Here is a 15,290-nt window from a genome sequence, read left to right on the forward strand (position 1 = left end):
TCGAGCATGCGCAGCGGAGAAGGCGAACCCACGCCCCGGGCGCAGCGGCGAACCGGTCGGACTGAGGCCAGGCCGGCAGACGACGACGCCACCTACCTGATTTCGGTGGCGGCGGAGTTGGCGGGCATGCATGCGCAGACCCTGCGCACGTACGACCGGCTCGGTCTGGTCACGCCCCAGCGGACCAGCGGCGGCGGCCGCCGGTATTCGCGCAGCGACGTCGAACGGCTGCGGGAGATTCAGCGTCTCTCGCAGGACGAGGGCGTCAATCTGGCGGGGATCAAGCGGATCATCGCGATGAGCGACGAGCTCGACGCCCTGCACCGGGAGATCGACGACCTCGCCCGCCTGATCCGCGGCCGCGGACCCCAGGGCGAGCTGGTCCACGTGGAACATTCCAACTCCGTGGTCCTCTGGCAACCACGCCGCCGGCGCCCCTCCCGCTGAGTCGGGCTCTGGTCTCGACTGCGCTCGACCCTCGGGTCGCCACTCGGGTCGTCAGTGATGGACGGGGTCGTGGCGCATCCGGTCGCTGGGAACCCCCGCTAGACGCAGGCGGAGCTTGGTGGAGGAGATCATGTCCGCCGGGCCGGCGATGAGGACCTGGCGGTCGGACCAGTCTCCGTAGCGTGCGGCGATGTCGCCGACCTTGCCGCGCGCGATCTCGAACCCCCACTGTGCGGGGGCGGGTGCGCCGTCGATCCACCACGGATCGGCGGCCTCGTCCACCACCGCGGTCACCTTCAGCCACGGATTGGTGGTGGCGAGCTCGCGGAGGACGGCCAGGTCGTACAGCTCCCCGGGGAACCGTGCACCGTAGAACAGGTGGGTGGCCGGTGAGTCGGCACGCTGCGCCATGTCCAGCAGGAGTGCGCGCAGAGGGGCCAGCCCGGAGCCGCCGGCCACCATCAGCACCGGGCGATCGGGGTCGACGTGCAGGGTGCCGTGCGCCTGCGCGAAGGTCCACACGTCGCCGGGAGCGGTCTCCTTCACGATCGCCGTGCTCACGTGCCCGCCGGGGACGGCCCGCACATGGAACTCCAGTTCACCGGCCTCGTTCGGCGGGATCGCGGGGGACAGGTTCCGCCACTGGTACGGCCACTGCGGAATGCGTGTCTCCAGGTACTGCCCGGCGTGGAAAGCCGGAACCGGGTCGACGGCGGCCAGCCGCACGACGGCCCGCTCGCGGTTGATGATGAACTTCTGCACCACCCGCGCACGCCACGTGGCGGGTCCGGGAGCGCTCTGCGCGGCCCCGCGCATCACTCCGGTGGTGAGCAGCATCGCCTGGGCGACGGTCTCGGCGGTCTCCTGCGTCCACTCGGTGCCCATGAGCGCGGCCGATTCGGTCACCAGCGCCTGGGCCATCTGGTCGTAGTGCTTGTCGGTGACCCCGTACTTGCGGTGGTCCCGGCCGAGCTGGGCCAGCAGTTCGATCAGGTCGTCGTGGCCGTCGTCGGCGGGCAGTACCTCCAGCACGTGGTCGAGCACCTGCGTGAACGCCTCGCGCAGGTGACTCAGGTGTGCCGGGAACATGTCGCGCAGCGCGGGCGAGGCGCCGAAGAGTCGGGCGAAAACCTTGCGCGCGAAGCCGTCTGGGTCGGCCTCGATCAGCTCGCGCAACCGGTGCAGAACGGGCTGTCCGGTCTCGCTCATCTCGGTCTCCCTTCCCCCGACGGCGTTGGTCGCCGGATTGGATTCCGGCGATTCACCAGAGTAGTCCTGTGGCGCAGACCTCTGTCGACGGCCGGACGATCGGCGGGTGGATATGTCACGCTTGCAGGGTGTCGAAGTTGACGGGGCGAGTGCCGGGGATCGTCGATACCCATGTGCACTTCTTCAACCCGCGACGACCACCGTGGAGCCTGCAGCAACTGGGCCGAGTCTCCGGTCCGGCCCTGCGCGCGTTGCCCGGCCCGCTGCTGCGTGTCGCCTCCCGGTTCACCGACGAACACAGCATGAGCGGGGTGGCCGGGCACGGTCTGCTCACCAGTCGCTATCTGGTCCGCGAATACGGCAAGGATCTCGCCGGGCTCGCCTCGGTCGCCGGGGTTCCGGTGACCACGGTGATGCCGGTGGATTCGCTGTGGCGACGCCGGCTGTCCCCCGCCGACACCGCTGAAGCGGTGGCGCGGGATGTGGACACCCTGGCCGCGCTGCCGTACGGCGACGGCATGCCGGCGCTGGGCGGGATGATCGTGCCGGCCGACGAACGGCTGCCCGGCCTGGGGGTGCAGCAGGCGCTCGATCGCGACGATCAGGGCCTGATCCGGGGCGTCCGGCTGCGGTGGGGGCGGCACGGCGACCGGCTGGTGCACGACTGGTCCGGCGGCTCCGGCGCGCTCCGGTCGGCGAATCTCCGCGAGGCCATCGGCCCGCTGGCTGAACGCGGCCTGGTCCTCGAATCCCTGTGCTACTCACACGAACTGGGTGATCTGGTGGCATTCGCCTCGGAGTTCCCGGAGGTGACGATCATCGTCGAGCACTTCGGTTCGCCGGTCGGCGTCTTCGGCCCGGTCGGCAGTTCGACGGGGACGACGGCCGCGGCGCGCGCGGACATCCTCGGCCTGTGGCGCGAACGCATGGCGATGCTCGCGATGCGCGAGAACGTGCTGGTGAAGATCAGCGGAATCGCCTCACCTCTTCTGGGATACGGGCAGGAGAAGTCCGGCAACATCGGCGGCCAGCACATCCTCGCCGACATGATCGGCCCGCTGGTCCTGCACGTGGTCGACCGGTTCGGTCCGGACCGGGTGATCTTCGGTTCCAATGCGCCGCTGGACAGTCACAACGCCACCATCGGGGTCACCGTCGGCGCCCTCCTGGACGTCCTCGGCGACCGCGGCGATTACCTGTTGGCGCAGTTCTTCGCCGAGAACGCGCGTCGCGTGTACCGGATCGGCGAGCCCGGACCGAATGGATCGGCCGAGTCGAATGGGGCGTCCGGGCCGGATTGACCGGCCGGATCCGAGACGGTCAATACTGATGGATGTGCCGTTGGGCGACGTGCCGAACGCGCGAGATGAGAGGTGTCGGATGGGGACGTATGCGGTGACGGGGTCGGCCTCGGGGATGGGGGCGCAGGTCGCCGAGCGCCTGCGCGGTGAAGGGCACCGGGTGATCGGCGTCGACCGCGCCGACGCCGACGTGGTGGCCGACCTGTCGACGCCGGGTGGGCGGCAGCTGGCCGTCGACGAGGTGCTGTCCCGCTGCGACGGGGTGCTCGACGGCGCGGTGCTGGCCGCCGGGCTGGGGCCCAAGCGGGGTGCCGAGCGCACCATCGTCGAGGTGAACGTCCTGGGAGTCACCGACCTGCTGACCGGCTGGCGCCCGGCGCTGGCCGCCGCGGACAAGGCCAAGGTGGTGGTGTTCGGTTCCAACTCCACCACGTCGACACCGCTGGTGCCGCGCCGCGCCGTCCGGCAGTTGCTGCGCGGCGACACCGAGGGGGCCGCGAGGGTGATCCGGCGGCGTCGGCAGCTGGCGCCACCGGTCGCCTATGCCGCCTCCAAACTGGCGGTGAGCCAGTGGTGCCGGCGGCACGCCGTCGCGGCCGAGTGGGCCGGCGAGGGGATTCGGGTCAATCTGCTGGCGCCCGGCCCGGTGCTGACGCCGCTGCTGCGTTCGCAGCTGTCCAGTTCGACGGGCAAGCAGGTGCGGTCGTTCCCGGTGCCGGCCCGCGAATACGGCACCCCCGAACAGATCGCGGACTGGGTGGCGGTGATGCTGTCGCCGGCCGCGGACTTCATGGTCGGCTCGGTGATCACCGTCGACGGCGGCACCGAAGCCCTGCTGCGGCCGGGGGACTGGCCGTCGCGCTTGCCGCTGCGGGAATTGCCGCGGATGCTGTGGACCATGGCGCGGGCTCCCAAGCGCGGCCAGGTGGCCGACTACTCGGAAGTCTGACCGGCGGGGGTCTGACCGGCGGTGTCCGGCAGCCGGTTCAGGGCGTCCTGAATCGCCGGGTCGGTATCGAGGAAGTGCCGCATGCTCCATTCGAGCTGATCCAGCGAGGTGCCGGCCGCCTCGTGTCCGATCAGCAGCAGCATCGACGTGGCGGCGATGCGCTGCGCGTGCTCGTCGTCCACGCCCATCTCTCCGATGAACCGGGCCACCGCCGCACGGCGCACCGTGTCGATCTCGGTCAGCGCGCTGTGGACCAGCGCGTCGCCGGCCGCCCAGACCCGGATGGCGCCTTCGGCGTGGTGCGGCAGAGTGAGGGCCACTTCGATCAGCGCGTCCACGCGCTCCCGCGGTGACGGGTGAGTGTCCACCCAGGCGACCAGTCGATCGGTCGCCTCGCGGCGCCAGTACTCGATCAGCGCCCCCTCGAAGTCCTTCCAGTTGCGGAAGGAGTGATAGAAGGCGCCGGTGGTCAGACCCGTCTCGGCGCAGATCGCCGCCTGTTTGAAACCCCGGTAGCCGTCGCGGGCCAGGACCAGCATGCCGGCCTGCAGAAAGCGCGAGCGCAGCGGTGACGGTGTCGGATCGGTGGTCGGTGGGGTCATCGGCCCCGATTCTGCCACGGGTTCTGAGAAACCCGTTGAACTGGTCCATAAGTTGACTTATGCTGAGTTGACGACGACGAAAGGCCCCTCCATGTTTCGTTGGGATCGCAACCGCGGACTCGACCCGCACACCGACTTCGAGCAGATCTATCGCAACCTGTCCCTGTACGACTTCCCCTGGGACTTCAATCAATCGCTGAGCTTCGCGCTGTTCCGCACCTACGCGGTGCCGAGTGTCGGACGCCTGCTGTCGGAGTCGAAGGGGTTCGACGACACGCAGAAGCGCTACGACGACACCGGCCTGCTGCTGGAGCGGCCGCTGGTGTGCGGCTTCGACTCCGTCGAGGGCAAGGCCGCGATCCGGCGCATCAATCAGATGCATCGCGCCTACGACATCACCAACGACGACATGGTCTACGTCCTGGCCACCTTCGTCGTGGTCCCCAAGCGGTGGATCGATGACTACGGCTGGCGCAAGCTGACCTACGACGAAGTGGTCGCGTCGACCAACTACTACCGCAAGCTGGGCCGGCACATGAACATCAAGGACATGCCGGAGACCTACCAGGAGTTCTCGGACTTCCTTGATACCTACGAGGCCGAGCACTTCGCCTACGACGAGGGCGGCCGCCGGGTCGCAGACATGACGCTGGACCTGCTGACCACCTTCTACCCACGCCCGTTCCGGCCGGCCGTGGAGGTGTTCTCCCGGGCGCTGATGGACCGTCCGCTGCTGGAGGCCCTCGGGTACGACGAGCCGTCCGCGCCGGTGCGCGCGCTCTCGCTCGCCGCGATGCGGGCGCGCGCCGTCTTCCTCCGAATCCTGCCACCGCGCTTGCGCGCCAAGGGGTTCGAGGACAACGGGCGGATCAGGACCTATCGGCCGGGCGAGGCGGTGACCGAACAACTCGGCACCTTCCCCGCCGGATGCCCGGTCGCGCACCTGGACACGGAGTCGGCCGACGAACCGGTGGCGGTCCGATGACCGACCTCGCAGACCTGCAGGCCGGGATCGACGTCGACCGCGCCGAAGAACTGTTCGACTCCCTGGCGTCGGTGACGGTCGAGGAGATCCTGGGCCGCTGGCACGGCAGTGAGGTCCCCACCGGACATCCGATGGACGGCTTGCTGGAGGTATCCGGTTGGTACGGAAAGGAATTCGCCGACGCCGACCACGTGCACCCACTGCTGTTCGGGACGCCGGGATCGCTGTACGCGGTGAACCCGAAGCTGATGCCCCTCGGAACGCTCAACCGGCTCGGCCCCCGCTTCCCCCGATGGATGCCGCCCGGCGGTGCCGCGGGGTTCCGGCTGGCGCGCACCCGCAAGCACCGGGCACGACTGCGTGAAGTCCGGTTCCGCGGCACCGTGAGCGCGGCGATGGTCTACGACGATCTGCCGATCATCGACCACTTCCACCGGCTGGACGAGAACACGCTGCTGGGCGCCATGGATCTGCGCGGTTCACAGCGGCCGTACTTCTTCCTGCTAGAGCGCGACTGAGTTGCCGATCCACCGGCTGGGCTGGGACTCATCCGATGGCTGAGCCGGTGAGGCGTCAGCCGAGTCGTGTCGAAGCCTCGGTATGGTGTGGCGCTTCGACTCGTTCTCGCCCTGGCGGGCTCGTCCGGCTCAGCGGGCGGGCGGTGGAGAGTGTCGACCCGCGGGCTCGTCCGGCTCAGCGGGCGGCGGTCGAGCCTTAGAGTCGAAGGAGCGAGCGAATGAGGGAGCAAACGATGACGCAGGTGCTGATCGACGCCGACCGACTGGCCGAGGCCATGCTGTCCGATCGCCCGCCGGTGGTGCTGGACGTGCGCTGGCAGCTCGGCGACCCCGACGGCTACCGGCACTACCGCGACGGGCACGTGCCCGGCGCCGTCTTCGTCGATCTGGACGAGCACCTGGCGGCGCCGCCGATCTCGGAGGACGGGCGCCATCCGCTGCCGGACGTCGGGGATCTGCAGGTCGCCGCACGCAGTTGGGGCATCGACGACGGTGTGCCGGTGGTGGTCTACGACGACGCCGGCGGCACCGCCGCCGCACGGGCCTGGTGGCTGCTGCGCTGGGGTGGTCTCGACGACGTCATGATCCTCGACGGCGCGCTGGACGGCTGGCGCGCCGCCGGATTCCGCCTGTCGTCCGGGGACGCGACCCCGCGCGCCGGGACCGTGACGCTGACGCCCGGCGGCCTGCCGACGGTGACGATCGACGACGTCGCCCGCGGCGAGGTGCTGCTGCTGGATGCCCGCGCGGCCGAACGCTTCCGCGGAGAAGTGGAGCCCGTCGACCCTCGCCCGGGCCGGATCCCGGGGGCGGTCAGTGCACCGACCGGTGAGAACCTGACCGGCACAGGGACTTTCAAGACCCCCGACGAGCTGCGTGAACGGTTCGCCGGCCTCGGTGTGCAGGGGGACGGAGCGCCGGTGGTGGTCTACTGCGGGTCGGGTATCACCGCCGCGCACCAGATCGCCGCCCTGGCGATGGCCGGGATCCCGGCCGCTCTGTTCCCCGGCTCGTACTCCCAGTGGTCGTCCGATCCGGAGCGGCCGATCCAGACCGGCTGACGGCGCCGCGCCGCCGGGCGTCCGGCGTCAGCGTTCGGTGTGGCTCGGCAGAACGCAGGCGGTGTCGAGGCCGAGCACCCGGTTGAGGCGCCCGAACGCCAGCCAGGAGCCCAGGCACATCGACAGTTCGACGATCTCCCGGTCGGTGTAGTGCGCGCGCATCCGGTCGAAGAAGTCGTCGTCGAGACCGTGGTGGTCGAGGGCGAAGCGTTCGGCGTACTCGGCGGCGAGCCGGGTGCGGTCGTCGAAGACGTCAGTGGTGCGCCACTCGGTCACGGCGGCATCGAAGTCGGCCTCCACCTTCTGTCCGTCGCGTTCGGTGCGCCAGTCCTGGCAGAAGAGGCAGCCGTTGATCTGCGCGATCCGCAGCCGCGCCGCCTCGAACTCCCGCAGGCCGAGGGTGCTGTGCTCGTAGACGCTCGTCGCCAGTCCGGCGGCGGCGGGCCCGATACCGGGGACCATCTCACCCCACACGTAGGCGATGGGGTCGCTGCCGTCGGGGATCTCGATGAACATGCTCAGGTCCTTGTCGTGTCGGTGGCCAGGTAGCTGCTGGGTAGGAGGGGGACGTCCAGGCCGTCGTACAGCCCGGGCTCGGCGGCGCGGAGCCAACCGATGGCGTTGACCAGACGGCCCGCGGCGGTGGCGTTGCCGCCGGCGGCGCGGTTGCCGTTCTCGTCGGTGGCCTCCACGCTGATCTCGATGCGGGGCCTGCCGGCCACGATCAGGCGGTGGGCACCGGCCCCGCCGTCCGGCGGCGTCGGCCAGTCGGGCGCCACCTGCGCGGTGATCCGCGTGACGTGCTCGACGACGATCACGGGGCGGTCGCCGACGAGCCCCTGGACCTCGAACCGCAGCGCCCCCTGGGTGCCCGCGGCGAAGTCGCCGAGCGCGGTGGTGACCTGCTCGTCCAGGGGCCGACGGTCGACCACCTCGCGCAGATCGTCCAGCTCCACGCCGAGCGCCCGGGCGATCATCCGGACCTGACCGCCCCACACCATCGAGGGAATCCCGGGAGCCACCATCGGCGGCTCGTAGTCCATCGGCTGGCCCATCCCGACGATGTACCGCACGGAGTCCTCGGCGTCGTACGTCGAGTAGTCGAAGATCTCCTGACAGCGGATCTGCTCGATCTCCGAGCCCAGTCCGCTGATGAGCGCCGGCAGCACGTCGTTGCCCCAGCCGGGATCGATGCCGCTGAAGAACAGGGCGGTGCCGGCGTCGCGGCAGGCGGCTTCCAGCGGTGCGCGGAGCTCGGCCGGTGCGTTGCGATAGTCGTAGAGCGCGTACACCGAGGTGCTCACCACCACCGCACCGGCCGTCAGTGCCCGGGTGATGTCGGCCAGCGCCTCGTCGGGGCGGAGTTCTCCGGACGCCGCATAGACCACGGCGCCGCAGCCACGCAGCGTCGCCAGTGCACCATCGATCTCACGCGTGGCCGTGATGCCGAGGTGGCCTCCGGAGCCGGCCAGATCGCCGGCGTCCCGGCCTTCCTTCTCCTCGCTGGAGACGATGACCCCGGTCAACCGCAGACCCGGATGGGCGGTTACCGCCGCAATGGCAGCGCGTCCGACGTTTCCGGTACCCCACACGACGACGGGGATCTGCGAGCCGGTCTCGTTCGTCGTCGCCATGGCCTGAGCCTAGACGCCGGCAGGCCGGTACGGCCGGGCGATTGTGCGGATCAGTTCGCGGGAGTCGTCGTGGTGGACGCGGATGCGGCGGTGGCAGCCCGCTGGGCCCGCCCGACGACGGGAAGCAGGAACACCAGGCTCGCCCACGTCCACTGGCCGGCGGCCGGCCCGAAGGCCAGGGCGATCGGGATCGAGATGCCGAACACCAGCGGCGTCGTCGCGGCGCCCGCCAGTTCCAGAACGCGCGCACGACCGGTCAGCGAGACGCGTTCCAGGCCGCGTGCCCGCCCGATCCAGGCGACCGCGATCTGGGCCAGGGCGGCCAGCGTGATGTTCAGGGCGTACAGCGCGGTGGGAAGCGCATAGTCGCTGGAGGCCGGGTCGCTGATGCCCTGCGTGGTGAACGGGATCAGGATCACCAGGGCCGTGGCGACCAGGTTGGCGACGACGGTGGGGCCGTCGAGCCCGGTCATCCCGCGCACCAGCTGGACGTTGGCGCGCCAGAAGAGCACGATCACCGCGAAGCTCAGGGCGAAGCCGAACAGCTGGGAGCCGATTCCCGAGTCGAGAAGGCTCGACATGTCCCGCCAGGAATCCGGGGAGGGGGCGTCGAGGTTCGCGATCAGCAGGGTCGCCGAGAAGCCGTAGATCGCATCGAAGAACGAGACCCCGCGGTCGAACTCGTTGCTGTCGTCTGCGAAGTAGCCGTCGGAGTCCCGGCGGCGCGTCCGCCCGGTCAGCGCGTTCATGGGGACGAGGATGCCACCTTCGGTGCGCCCGTCGTCGAGATTTCTGCGGTATTCGGCGAGCAGCCGGGACGCCGGAGGATCAGTGTCCGGTGCCCGCCACGTCGTCGACGGCACGCAGCAGGGCGCGGGTGCGGGCGCGGACCTCGCGGTCGCTGTCGAAGACGATGCCGACGAATTCGTCGACGCCGGCATCGGCGATCTGTTCGATCCGGGCGGTGACGGCGGCCTCGTCACCGATGATCGCGGCATCGGTGGCGGTCTCGTAGCCCTCGCGGTCGAGCATCGCCCGGTACGACGGCAGGTTGTTGTACATCGCGAACCGTTCGGCGGCCGCCGCAGTCGCTCCGGCGACGTCGTCGGTGACGCTGATCGGCAGCATGGCGACCGTGCGGACCGAGCCGTCGGGCCTCCCGGCCGCGGTCGCCGCCGCCCGCAGGCTGGGAACGATGTGGTCGTGCAGGGTCTTGGGGCCGGTCATCCAGGTGACGGTGCCGGCGGTGCGGCGCCCCGCGAGGTCGAGCATCTTGGGGCCGAGGGCCGCCAGGTACACCGGCGGCGTCGGCACCTCGGGAAAGGTGAGGGCGCCGCGGGTGGTGATGAACTCGCCTGCGGCGGAGACCTTCTCGCCGTCGATCAGAGGGAGCAGCCCGTCCAGGAACTCGTTGGTCCGCTTGATCGGATGCCGGTACGAGACACCCCACATGCCTTCGGTGACCACCTTGTGGCTCAGGCCCAGTCCCAGGCTCAGCCGGCCGTCGACGATCGAGTTGGTGGTCAGGGCGCGCTGTGCCAGCGACATCGGATGCTGGTTCTGGATCGGCAGGACGCCGGTGCCGAACTCGATGCCGGGGATCTCCCGGCCGGCGACGGCGATCATGGTCAGCAGATCGGGCTCGTTGGGCATCTGCGTCGACCAGACGCGGCGGAAACCCTCGTTGTGCAGGGCACTCAGATTCTCGATCGCCCGGCCCACGGACACGGTCCTCGCATTGATCGTCCAGACGACGCTGACCTGCATGATTTCCTCCGTTACGGCTCCTGTGGATCCCCTCGCTCGACCCTACGTGATGGCCGCAGCCGACGGTTCCGGCTGAGAACATCGTCGCAATGAGACATACTGAGACATCTGTATCTAGCTGCTGTCCGGGCGGCATAGGCGGCAAAGGGAGAACTGTGGAACTCGTGGTCAGCCCCACGCACCAGCGTCTGCGCGATCGGGTGCAGCGCATCACCGGCTTCGACCTCCTGCCGCGGCCGACGGTGGCCGCGCAGTTCGGCGTCGGTCACACGGCGGGCGATCCGGTCGCCGAACGGTTCGTCGCGCAGACCTATCATGGCGAGATGGGAGCCGAGCGCGCCCGCGAACTGCTCGACGAGGCCCTGCGCGTCGGCGTCGACAACGTGCCCGAGGCGCCCGAGTCGATGCGGGAGTTGTTCGCCGAGTTCGAGACCGTGCCCGACTGGGTGGACCCGGAACTGGTGGAGCAGGGCGCGGCGGTGTGGCGGCGCTGGGGGTACAGCCTCGGAGCGGTCGGCAACGCCGGAACCATGGACACCTACACCGAGGGGTCGCTAGCCGTACCGCTCTCGCTGTCCGGCGGCTACGCCGGGGCGAGCGCGCTGCACCGCTACCTGGAGACCAGCCGCTGGTGGCTGGAGGTGTGCCGCCCGGGGGCGGTGCTGACGCCGGGGTCGCGGGCCCGGGAAGTGTCGCTGAAGGTGCGCGTGATGCACGTGTCGGTGCGCGCCCGGGTGGCGGCACATCCGGAGTGGGACAGCGAGGTTCACGGTCTGCCGATCAGCCAGAGCGAGATGATGCTGACGCTCCTTGGCGGCAGCGTGGCACCCGCACTGGGGCTGTACTCGCTCGGGTTCATCACCAGTCCGGCCGAGATGCGCGCCGTGCTGCACTTCAACCGCTACCTGGGGTATCTGGTCGGCTGCCGGGTGGACGAGATGTATCCGGAGACCGTCGCCGACGCGGTGCGGCTGCTCTACTACTTCGACGCCACCCGCCGGAACGACTCGGGAGCGCTGGGGCCGGAACTGGTGGAGGGCTTCGTCCCGTCGTTCGAGCCCGGCCCCGGAGTCCGCGGTCTGGCCCGGATGCGGGCGCGGTACCACCTGCACCTGCAGGCCGGGTACACGCGGTTGTTCATGCTGCCGTGGAATCGACGCGGGTACCGGCTGCCCAGCGGACTGCTCGGGCTGGTGATCCTGTTCGGGCGGGCACCGCTGATCGCCGCCGTCGAACTCGCCCGCCGGTTCTCGCCACACGTCGACCGCTGGTGGCAGCGATCGTCGATGCAGCGCTGGCAGCGCTGGCACGCTTGGCACATCGGACAGCGCGAAGAGCGGTTCGACGCTGGACGGCAGTTGCGGCGCTGACGGCGGACGAATCGGCTGATTGTGTGGTGCAGTGGGTGAATCCACGTGTCTACGCCGCCGGGGCGGGGGATCATGGAGTGTGATCACGTCCCGACCCAATGGAGGACCACCTTGACCGAATACGCAACCGCCCCGTTGGGACCGGTGGAACTGATGGTGGTGTCGCTGGCTCAGGCCGGCCCCTCCCCGGCGGTGATCGAGGCGCTCTCCGCGCAGGTGCAGGCGGGCACCGTGCGGGTGCTCGATTTCGTGGTCGTGGACAAGTCCGACTCCGGCGACGTCGAGGTGACCGAAGTCGAGTTGGACGCGCTCGGCGGCGCGGCACTCGACCTGGCCGTCCCCGGCCTGACCGGTGACGAGGACATCGCGATCCTGGCCGAGACGCTGCCACCCGGCGGCACGGCCGCCATCGTCGCGCTGGAACTGGTGTGGGCCCGCGACCTCGGCGCCCGCCTGGCCGCCGAGGGGAGCGAAGTGGTTGCGTCCGAACGGATCCCGTCGTCAGTGGTGAACGAGATCGCCGCAATGGACGACTGACCGCGCACGCGCCCGAGCAGCACCAACGGTAACGATCGAGGAGAAGAAGACATGCGACGAGCCGGACGACCGGGACTCATCGGACTCGCGGCCCGCACCGCCGTGGTGGCCGGAACCGCCAACGCGGTGGGCAACCGTTCCATGAACAGGCGGCAGCAACAGCAGGAGCAGGCGCAGGCGCAGCAGGCCTGGCAGCAACAGCAGGCGCAGCAGGCCTACGAGGCGCAGATGGCGCAGATGGCGCAGCAGCAGGCTGCCCAGGCTCAACAGCAGGCGGCTCAGGCCCCCGTCGCCGGCGGCACTGACCTGACCGCGGAGCTGATGAAGCTGGCGGACCTGCACACCAAGGGTCTGCTGACCGACGACGAGTTCGCGGCCGCCAAGGCCAAACTCCTCGGCTGACCGGGTTCGACTCAACGGGTGTTGGCCGGCCGGGGGTCAGCGCAGACCACTCGTTGGTCGAGCGCAGTCGAGACCCTCACGCGGGCCGTTTCGACACGTCCTCGGCTAACGCCTCGTTCGGCTCAACGGGCGATGACCAGCCAGACCACTCGTTGGTCGAGCGCAGTCGAGACCCTCACGCGGGCCGTTTTCGACACGTCCTCGGCTAACGCCTCGTTCGGCTCAACGGGCGTTGGCCAGCCAGACCACTCGTTGGTCGAGCGCAGTCGAGACCCTCACGCGGGCCGTTTCCGACACGTCCTCGGCTAACGCCTCGTTCGGCTCAACGGGCGATGACCAGCAGACCACTCGTTGGTCGAGCGCAGTCGAGGCCCTCGTTCGGCTCAACGGGCGATGACCAGTCGAGCGCAGTCGAGGCCCTCGTCCGGCTCAACGGGCGATGGCCGGCCGGAGGTCAGCGGGTGATCGCCTCGGCGATGGGGACGTCGCCGTCGGTGAACGGGACGTCCTTGCCGATGGTGCTGTCGTCGGCGAGGACCGCGGCGACCACCTGGGCGACATTGGCGCGCGAGGTGCCGGGATTGTCGGCGGCGCGCGTCGCGCCCGGATCGATGCGCCCGGTGGGCTCGTCGAGGGTCAGCCTGCCCGGCATGACGATGGTCCAGTCCAGATCGGTGGCGCGCAGCGCGGTGTCGGCGGCGGCCTTGGCCTCGGCGTAGGGGAAGAACGAATCGTCTTCGGGAACACCATGATCGGGGCCCGCGCCCAGGTACGACACCAACACGAATCGCCGGACACCGGCGGCCTGCGCCGCGTCCATGGCGCGCAGTGCGGCATCGCGGTCGACCGCGTAGGTGCGCGCCTGGTCACCGCCCCCGGCCCCGGCGGTGAAGACCACCGCATCGGCGCCGCGCAGCACCGCCGCCAGTTCGGCCGCCGAGGCGTTCTCGACGTCGAGGAGCAGCGGGCCGGCACCGGTGGCGGCAACGTCGACCGCGTGCTCGGCGTTGCGGACCACGGAGGTGACGGAGTCGCCGCGGGCAGTCAGAATCGGGGCCAGAAGGAGGGCGACTTTGCCGTGCCCTCCGATGATCACTGTGTTCGCCATGGCATCGACCGTACCGATCGTCGCCGCGTGCGGTCGACGTTCAGTTGCTCAGGTGCCGCTGGCCTACAGGCCGTGGCGGCGGAGGAAATCGACGATCGCCGCGGCGAAGACCTGGTTGTCGTCCCCGGCGACCATGTGCCCGGCACCGTTCACGCCGGCGGCCTCGGCGTGCGGGATCAGCCGCAGCATGCTTTCGACACCGGCCTCGCTCACCACGTCGGAGTTGCCGCCGCGCACCAGCAGGGTGGGCACGTCGACGCCGGCGGCGGCCTCGGACAAGACCTCCGGGTCGTTGATCCGCGGCGCCTCGTTGCCGCCGTCCAGGAAACGCGGATCCCAATGCCAGTACCAGCGCCCGTCTTCGCGGCGGCGCACATTCTTGGTGAGGCCGTCGAGGTTGCGGGTGCGCTTGCGGTCGGGGTTGTAGGCGGAGATCGCGTCGGCGACGTCGTCGAGGGTGTCGAAGCCGTCGACGTGGGCGGCCATGAACGCCTTGATCCGTTCGATGCCCTGCGGCTCCACATCGACGACGATGTCGACCAGGACCAGTCCCGCGGCGACCCCCGGGTTGCGGCCGACGGCGTTGAGTCCGGTGATTCCGCCCAGGGAGGCGCCGACCACCACCGGCGCGATCTGCAGGGCTTCGAGGGTGCCGACCAAGTCGGCGGTGAAGGCGTCCACGCCGTAGTCGGCGTCGTCGGACCACGAGCTGTCGCCGTGTCCGCGCAGGTCCATGGTGTAGACCTGGTGGCCGAGTCCGGCGATCCCGGCTGCGGCGCGGTTCCAGGAGTGCCGGGTCTGCCCGCCGCCGTGCAGCATCAGGATGGGCGTGCGGTCGGGATCGGGGGCACCCCAGCGATCACCGGCGAGGTCCAGGCCGTTCACCGAGACGGTGAAGGGATCGCCGGTCGGGGCGCTCATGCCGGGCTCCCCGTCGTCCCGGACGCCAGCCACGATCGCACGTCGGCCAGGAAGGTCTGCACCTCGGCGAGGTCGACGTTCGGGAAGCGGTCGGCCAGTCGGTCCAGATTCTCCGGGGAGAACGGGTCGTCGATCAGGTCGGTGATGGCGTCCCGCCGGATCACCAGGAACTGGTAGGTGTCCTCGAGATACTCCTCGATCCAGTCGGTGGCGGTGCGCTTCGCGGCGGCGTCGGTGGTCCAGTTCGCGGGGACCGCGGGGACATCGCCGGGGCCGGCCAACCGCGCGTGATCGTCGCCGTCGTCGAGGATCAGTGCGGTCCCGTCCAGGGTCACCACGTGGTCGTAGCCGGTGATCCGGGTGACCGCCCCGTAGGCGGCGAGGCGGCGCACGACGGCGGAGAACTCGCCGGTGCCGGGGTGGGGCGCTGGCGCCTGGTCCGATCGCATGACTTCGACACTAGCCTTCTCCCAGGGCTT

The 15,290-nt window shown here is 70.1% G+C and carries 18 protein-coding genes; 9 read left to right on the plus strand and 9 right to left on the minus strand.

Annotated elements, in window-relative coordinates; translation table 11 throughout:
- Positions 1-6: 6 nt before the first annotated feature.
- Positions 7-447, plus strand: a complete 441-nt coding sequence (locus ABD732_RS05525) for a heat shock protein transcriptional repressor HspR (protein WP_344781441.1) — start codon at positions 7-9, stop codon at positions 445-447.
- 51 nt (positions 448-498) lie between these two features.
- On the opposite strand, the gene ABD732_RS05530 is transcribed toward ABD732_RS05525, so the two are convergent.
- Positions 499-1,656 (minus strand): globin domain-containing protein, encoded by a 1,158-nt coding sequence (locus tag ABD732_RS05530; RefSeq protein ID WP_344781443.1) that lies wholly within the window; start codon positions 1,654-1,656, stop codon positions 499-501.
- Between the two features lie 128 nt (positions 1,657-1,784).
- Here ABD732_RS05530 and ABD732_RS05535 point away from each other — a divergent pair, with 128 nt between their 5' ends.
- Both ABD732_RS05535 and ABD732_RS05540 read left to right on the plus strand, forming a co-directional pair.
- Positions 1,785-2,957: an amidohydrolase family protein gene (locus ABD732_RS05535; protein ID WP_344781445.1), complete on the plus strand. Its 1,173-nt coding sequence runs from the start codon at positions 1,785-1,787 to the stop codon at positions 2,955-2,957.
- A 79-nt stretch (positions 2,958-3,036) separates the two neighbouring features.
- A complete protein-coding gene (locus ABD732_RS05540; RefSeq protein WP_344781447.1) occupies positions 3,037-3,906 on the plus strand; it encodes an SDR family oxidoreductase in 870 nt (289 codons plus the stop codon).
- Here ABD732_RS05540 and ABD732_RS05545 read toward each other — a convergent pair.
- Entirely contained in the window at positions 3,891-4,508 is a 618-nt protein-coding gene (locus tag ABD732_RS05545; protein WP_344781449.1) for a TetR/AcrR family transcriptional regulator, read from the minus strand. The two genes, ABD732_RS05540 and ABD732_RS05545, sit on opposite strands and share 16 nt — an antisense overlap.
- 91 nt (positions 4,509-4,599) lie before the next feature.
- Here ABD732_RS05545 and ABD732_RS05550 point away from each other — a divergent pair, with 91 nt between their 5' ends.
- From ABD732_RS05550 to ABD732_RS05560, 3 genes are all read left to right on the plus strand, one after another.
- Positions 4,600-5,493 (plus strand): oxygenase MpaB family protein, encoded by an 894-nt coding sequence (locus ABD732_RS05550; RefSeq protein WP_344781451.1) that lies wholly within the window; start codon positions 4,600-4,602, stop codon positions 5,491-5,493.
- The gene (locus tag ABD732_RS05555) at positions 5,490-6,011 is read left to right on the plus strand and encodes a DUF4334 domain-containing protein (RefSeq protein ID WP_344781453.1); all 522 of its coding nucleotides are present in this window, start codon (positions 5,490-5,492) and stop codon (positions 6,009-6,011) included. Before ABD732_RS05550 ends, ABD732_RS05555 begins: the two co-directional genes overlap by 4 nt.
- A gap of 233 nt (positions 6,012-6,244) precedes the next feature.
- Complete coding sequence (locus ABD732_RS05560) at positions 6,245-7,072, plus strand: sulfurtransferase (RefSeq protein ID WP_425553001.1); 828 nt, start codon at positions 6,245-6,247, stop codon at positions 7,070-7,072.
- A gap of 27 nt (positions 7,073-7,099) precedes the next feature.
- On the opposite strand, the gene ABD732_RS05565 is transcribed toward ABD732_RS05560, so the two are convergent.
- The 4 genes from ABD732_RS05565 to ABD732_RS05580 all read right to left on the minus strand — a co-directional run bounded on the left by ABD732_RS05565 (position 7,100) and on the right by ABD732_RS05580 (position 10,473).
- Entirely contained in the window at positions 7,100-7,588 is a 489-nt protein-coding gene (locus tag ABD732_RS05565; protein WP_344781457.1) for a carboxymuconolactone decarboxylase family protein, read from the minus strand.
- A gap of 2 nt (positions 7,589-7,590) precedes the next feature.
- Positions 7,591-8,706 carry an NAD(P)H-dependent amine dehydrogenase family protein gene (locus ABD732_RS05570; protein ID WP_344781459.1) on the minus strand — a complete coding sequence of 372 codons (1,116 nt, stop codon included), beginning with the start codon at positions 8,704-8,706 and terminating at the stop codon, positions 7,591-7,593.
- A 50-nt stretch (positions 8,707-8,756) separates the two neighbouring features.
- Entirely contained in the window at positions 8,757-9,455 is a 699-nt protein-coding gene (locus ABD732_RS05575) for a TMEM175 family protein (protein WP_344781461.1), read from the minus strand.
- A 79-nt stretch (positions 9,456-9,534) separates the two neighbouring features.
- Positions 9,535-10,473, minus strand: a complete 939-nt coding sequence (locus ABD732_RS05580) for a TIGR03564 family F420-dependent LLM class oxidoreductase (protein WP_344781463.1) — start codon at positions 10,471-10,473, stop codon at positions 9,535-9,537.
- 155 nt (positions 10,474-10,628) lie between these two features.
- On the opposite strand from ABD732_RS05580, the gene ABD732_RS05585 reads away from it, so the two are divergent.
- The 3 genes from ABD732_RS05585 (at position 10,629) to ABD732_RS05595 (ending at position 12,782) form a co-directional block, all read left to right on the plus strand.
- Positions 10,629-11,843 (plus strand): oxygenase MpaB family protein, encoded by a 1,215-nt coding sequence (locus ABD732_RS05585; protein WP_344781465.1) that lies wholly within the window; start codon positions 10,629-10,631, stop codon positions 11,841-11,843.
- Positions 11,844-11,954: 111 nt separating this feature from the next.
- Entirely contained in the window at positions 11,955-12,380 is a 426-nt protein-coding gene (locus ABD732_RS05590; RefSeq protein ID WP_344781467.1) for a DUF6325 family protein, read from the plus strand.
- 51 nt (positions 12,381-12,431) lie between these two features.
- Positions 12,432-12,782, plus strand: coding sequence for an SHOCT domain-containing protein (locus tag ABD732_RS05595; protein ID WP_344781469.1), 351 nt, complete (start codon positions 12,432-12,434; stop codon positions 12,780-12,782).
- 454 nt (positions 12,783-13,236) lie between these two features.
- Here ABD732_RS05595 and ABD732_RS05600 read toward each other — a convergent pair whose 3' ends face one another.
- From ABD732_RS05600 to ABD732_RS05610, 3 genes are all read right to left on the minus strand, one after another.
- A complete protein-coding gene (locus tag ABD732_RS05600; RefSeq protein ID WP_344781471.1) occupies positions 13,237-13,890 on the minus strand; it encodes an NAD(P)H-binding protein in 654 nt (217 codons plus the stop codon).
- A gap of 63 nt (positions 13,891-13,953) precedes the next feature.
- A complete protein-coding gene (locus tag ABD732_RS05605) occupies positions 13,954-14,811 on the minus strand; it encodes an alpha/beta fold hydrolase (protein WP_344781473.1) in 858 nt (285 codons plus the stop codon).
- A complete protein-coding gene (locus ABD732_RS05610; RefSeq protein ID WP_344781475.1) occupies positions 14,808-15,260 on the minus strand; it encodes a TenA family protein in 453 nt (150 codons plus the stop codon). Before ABD732_RS05610 ends, ABD732_RS05605 begins: the two co-directional genes overlap by 4 nt.
- Between the last annotated feature and the right edge of the window lie 30 nt (positions 15,261-15,290).

It is taken from the genome of Gordonia caeni (assembly GCF_039537105.1).
In the GTDB taxonomy this organism is placed as follows: domain Bacteria; phylum Actinomycetota; class Actinomycetes; order Mycobacteriales; family Mycobacteriaceae; genus Gordonia; species Gordonia caeni.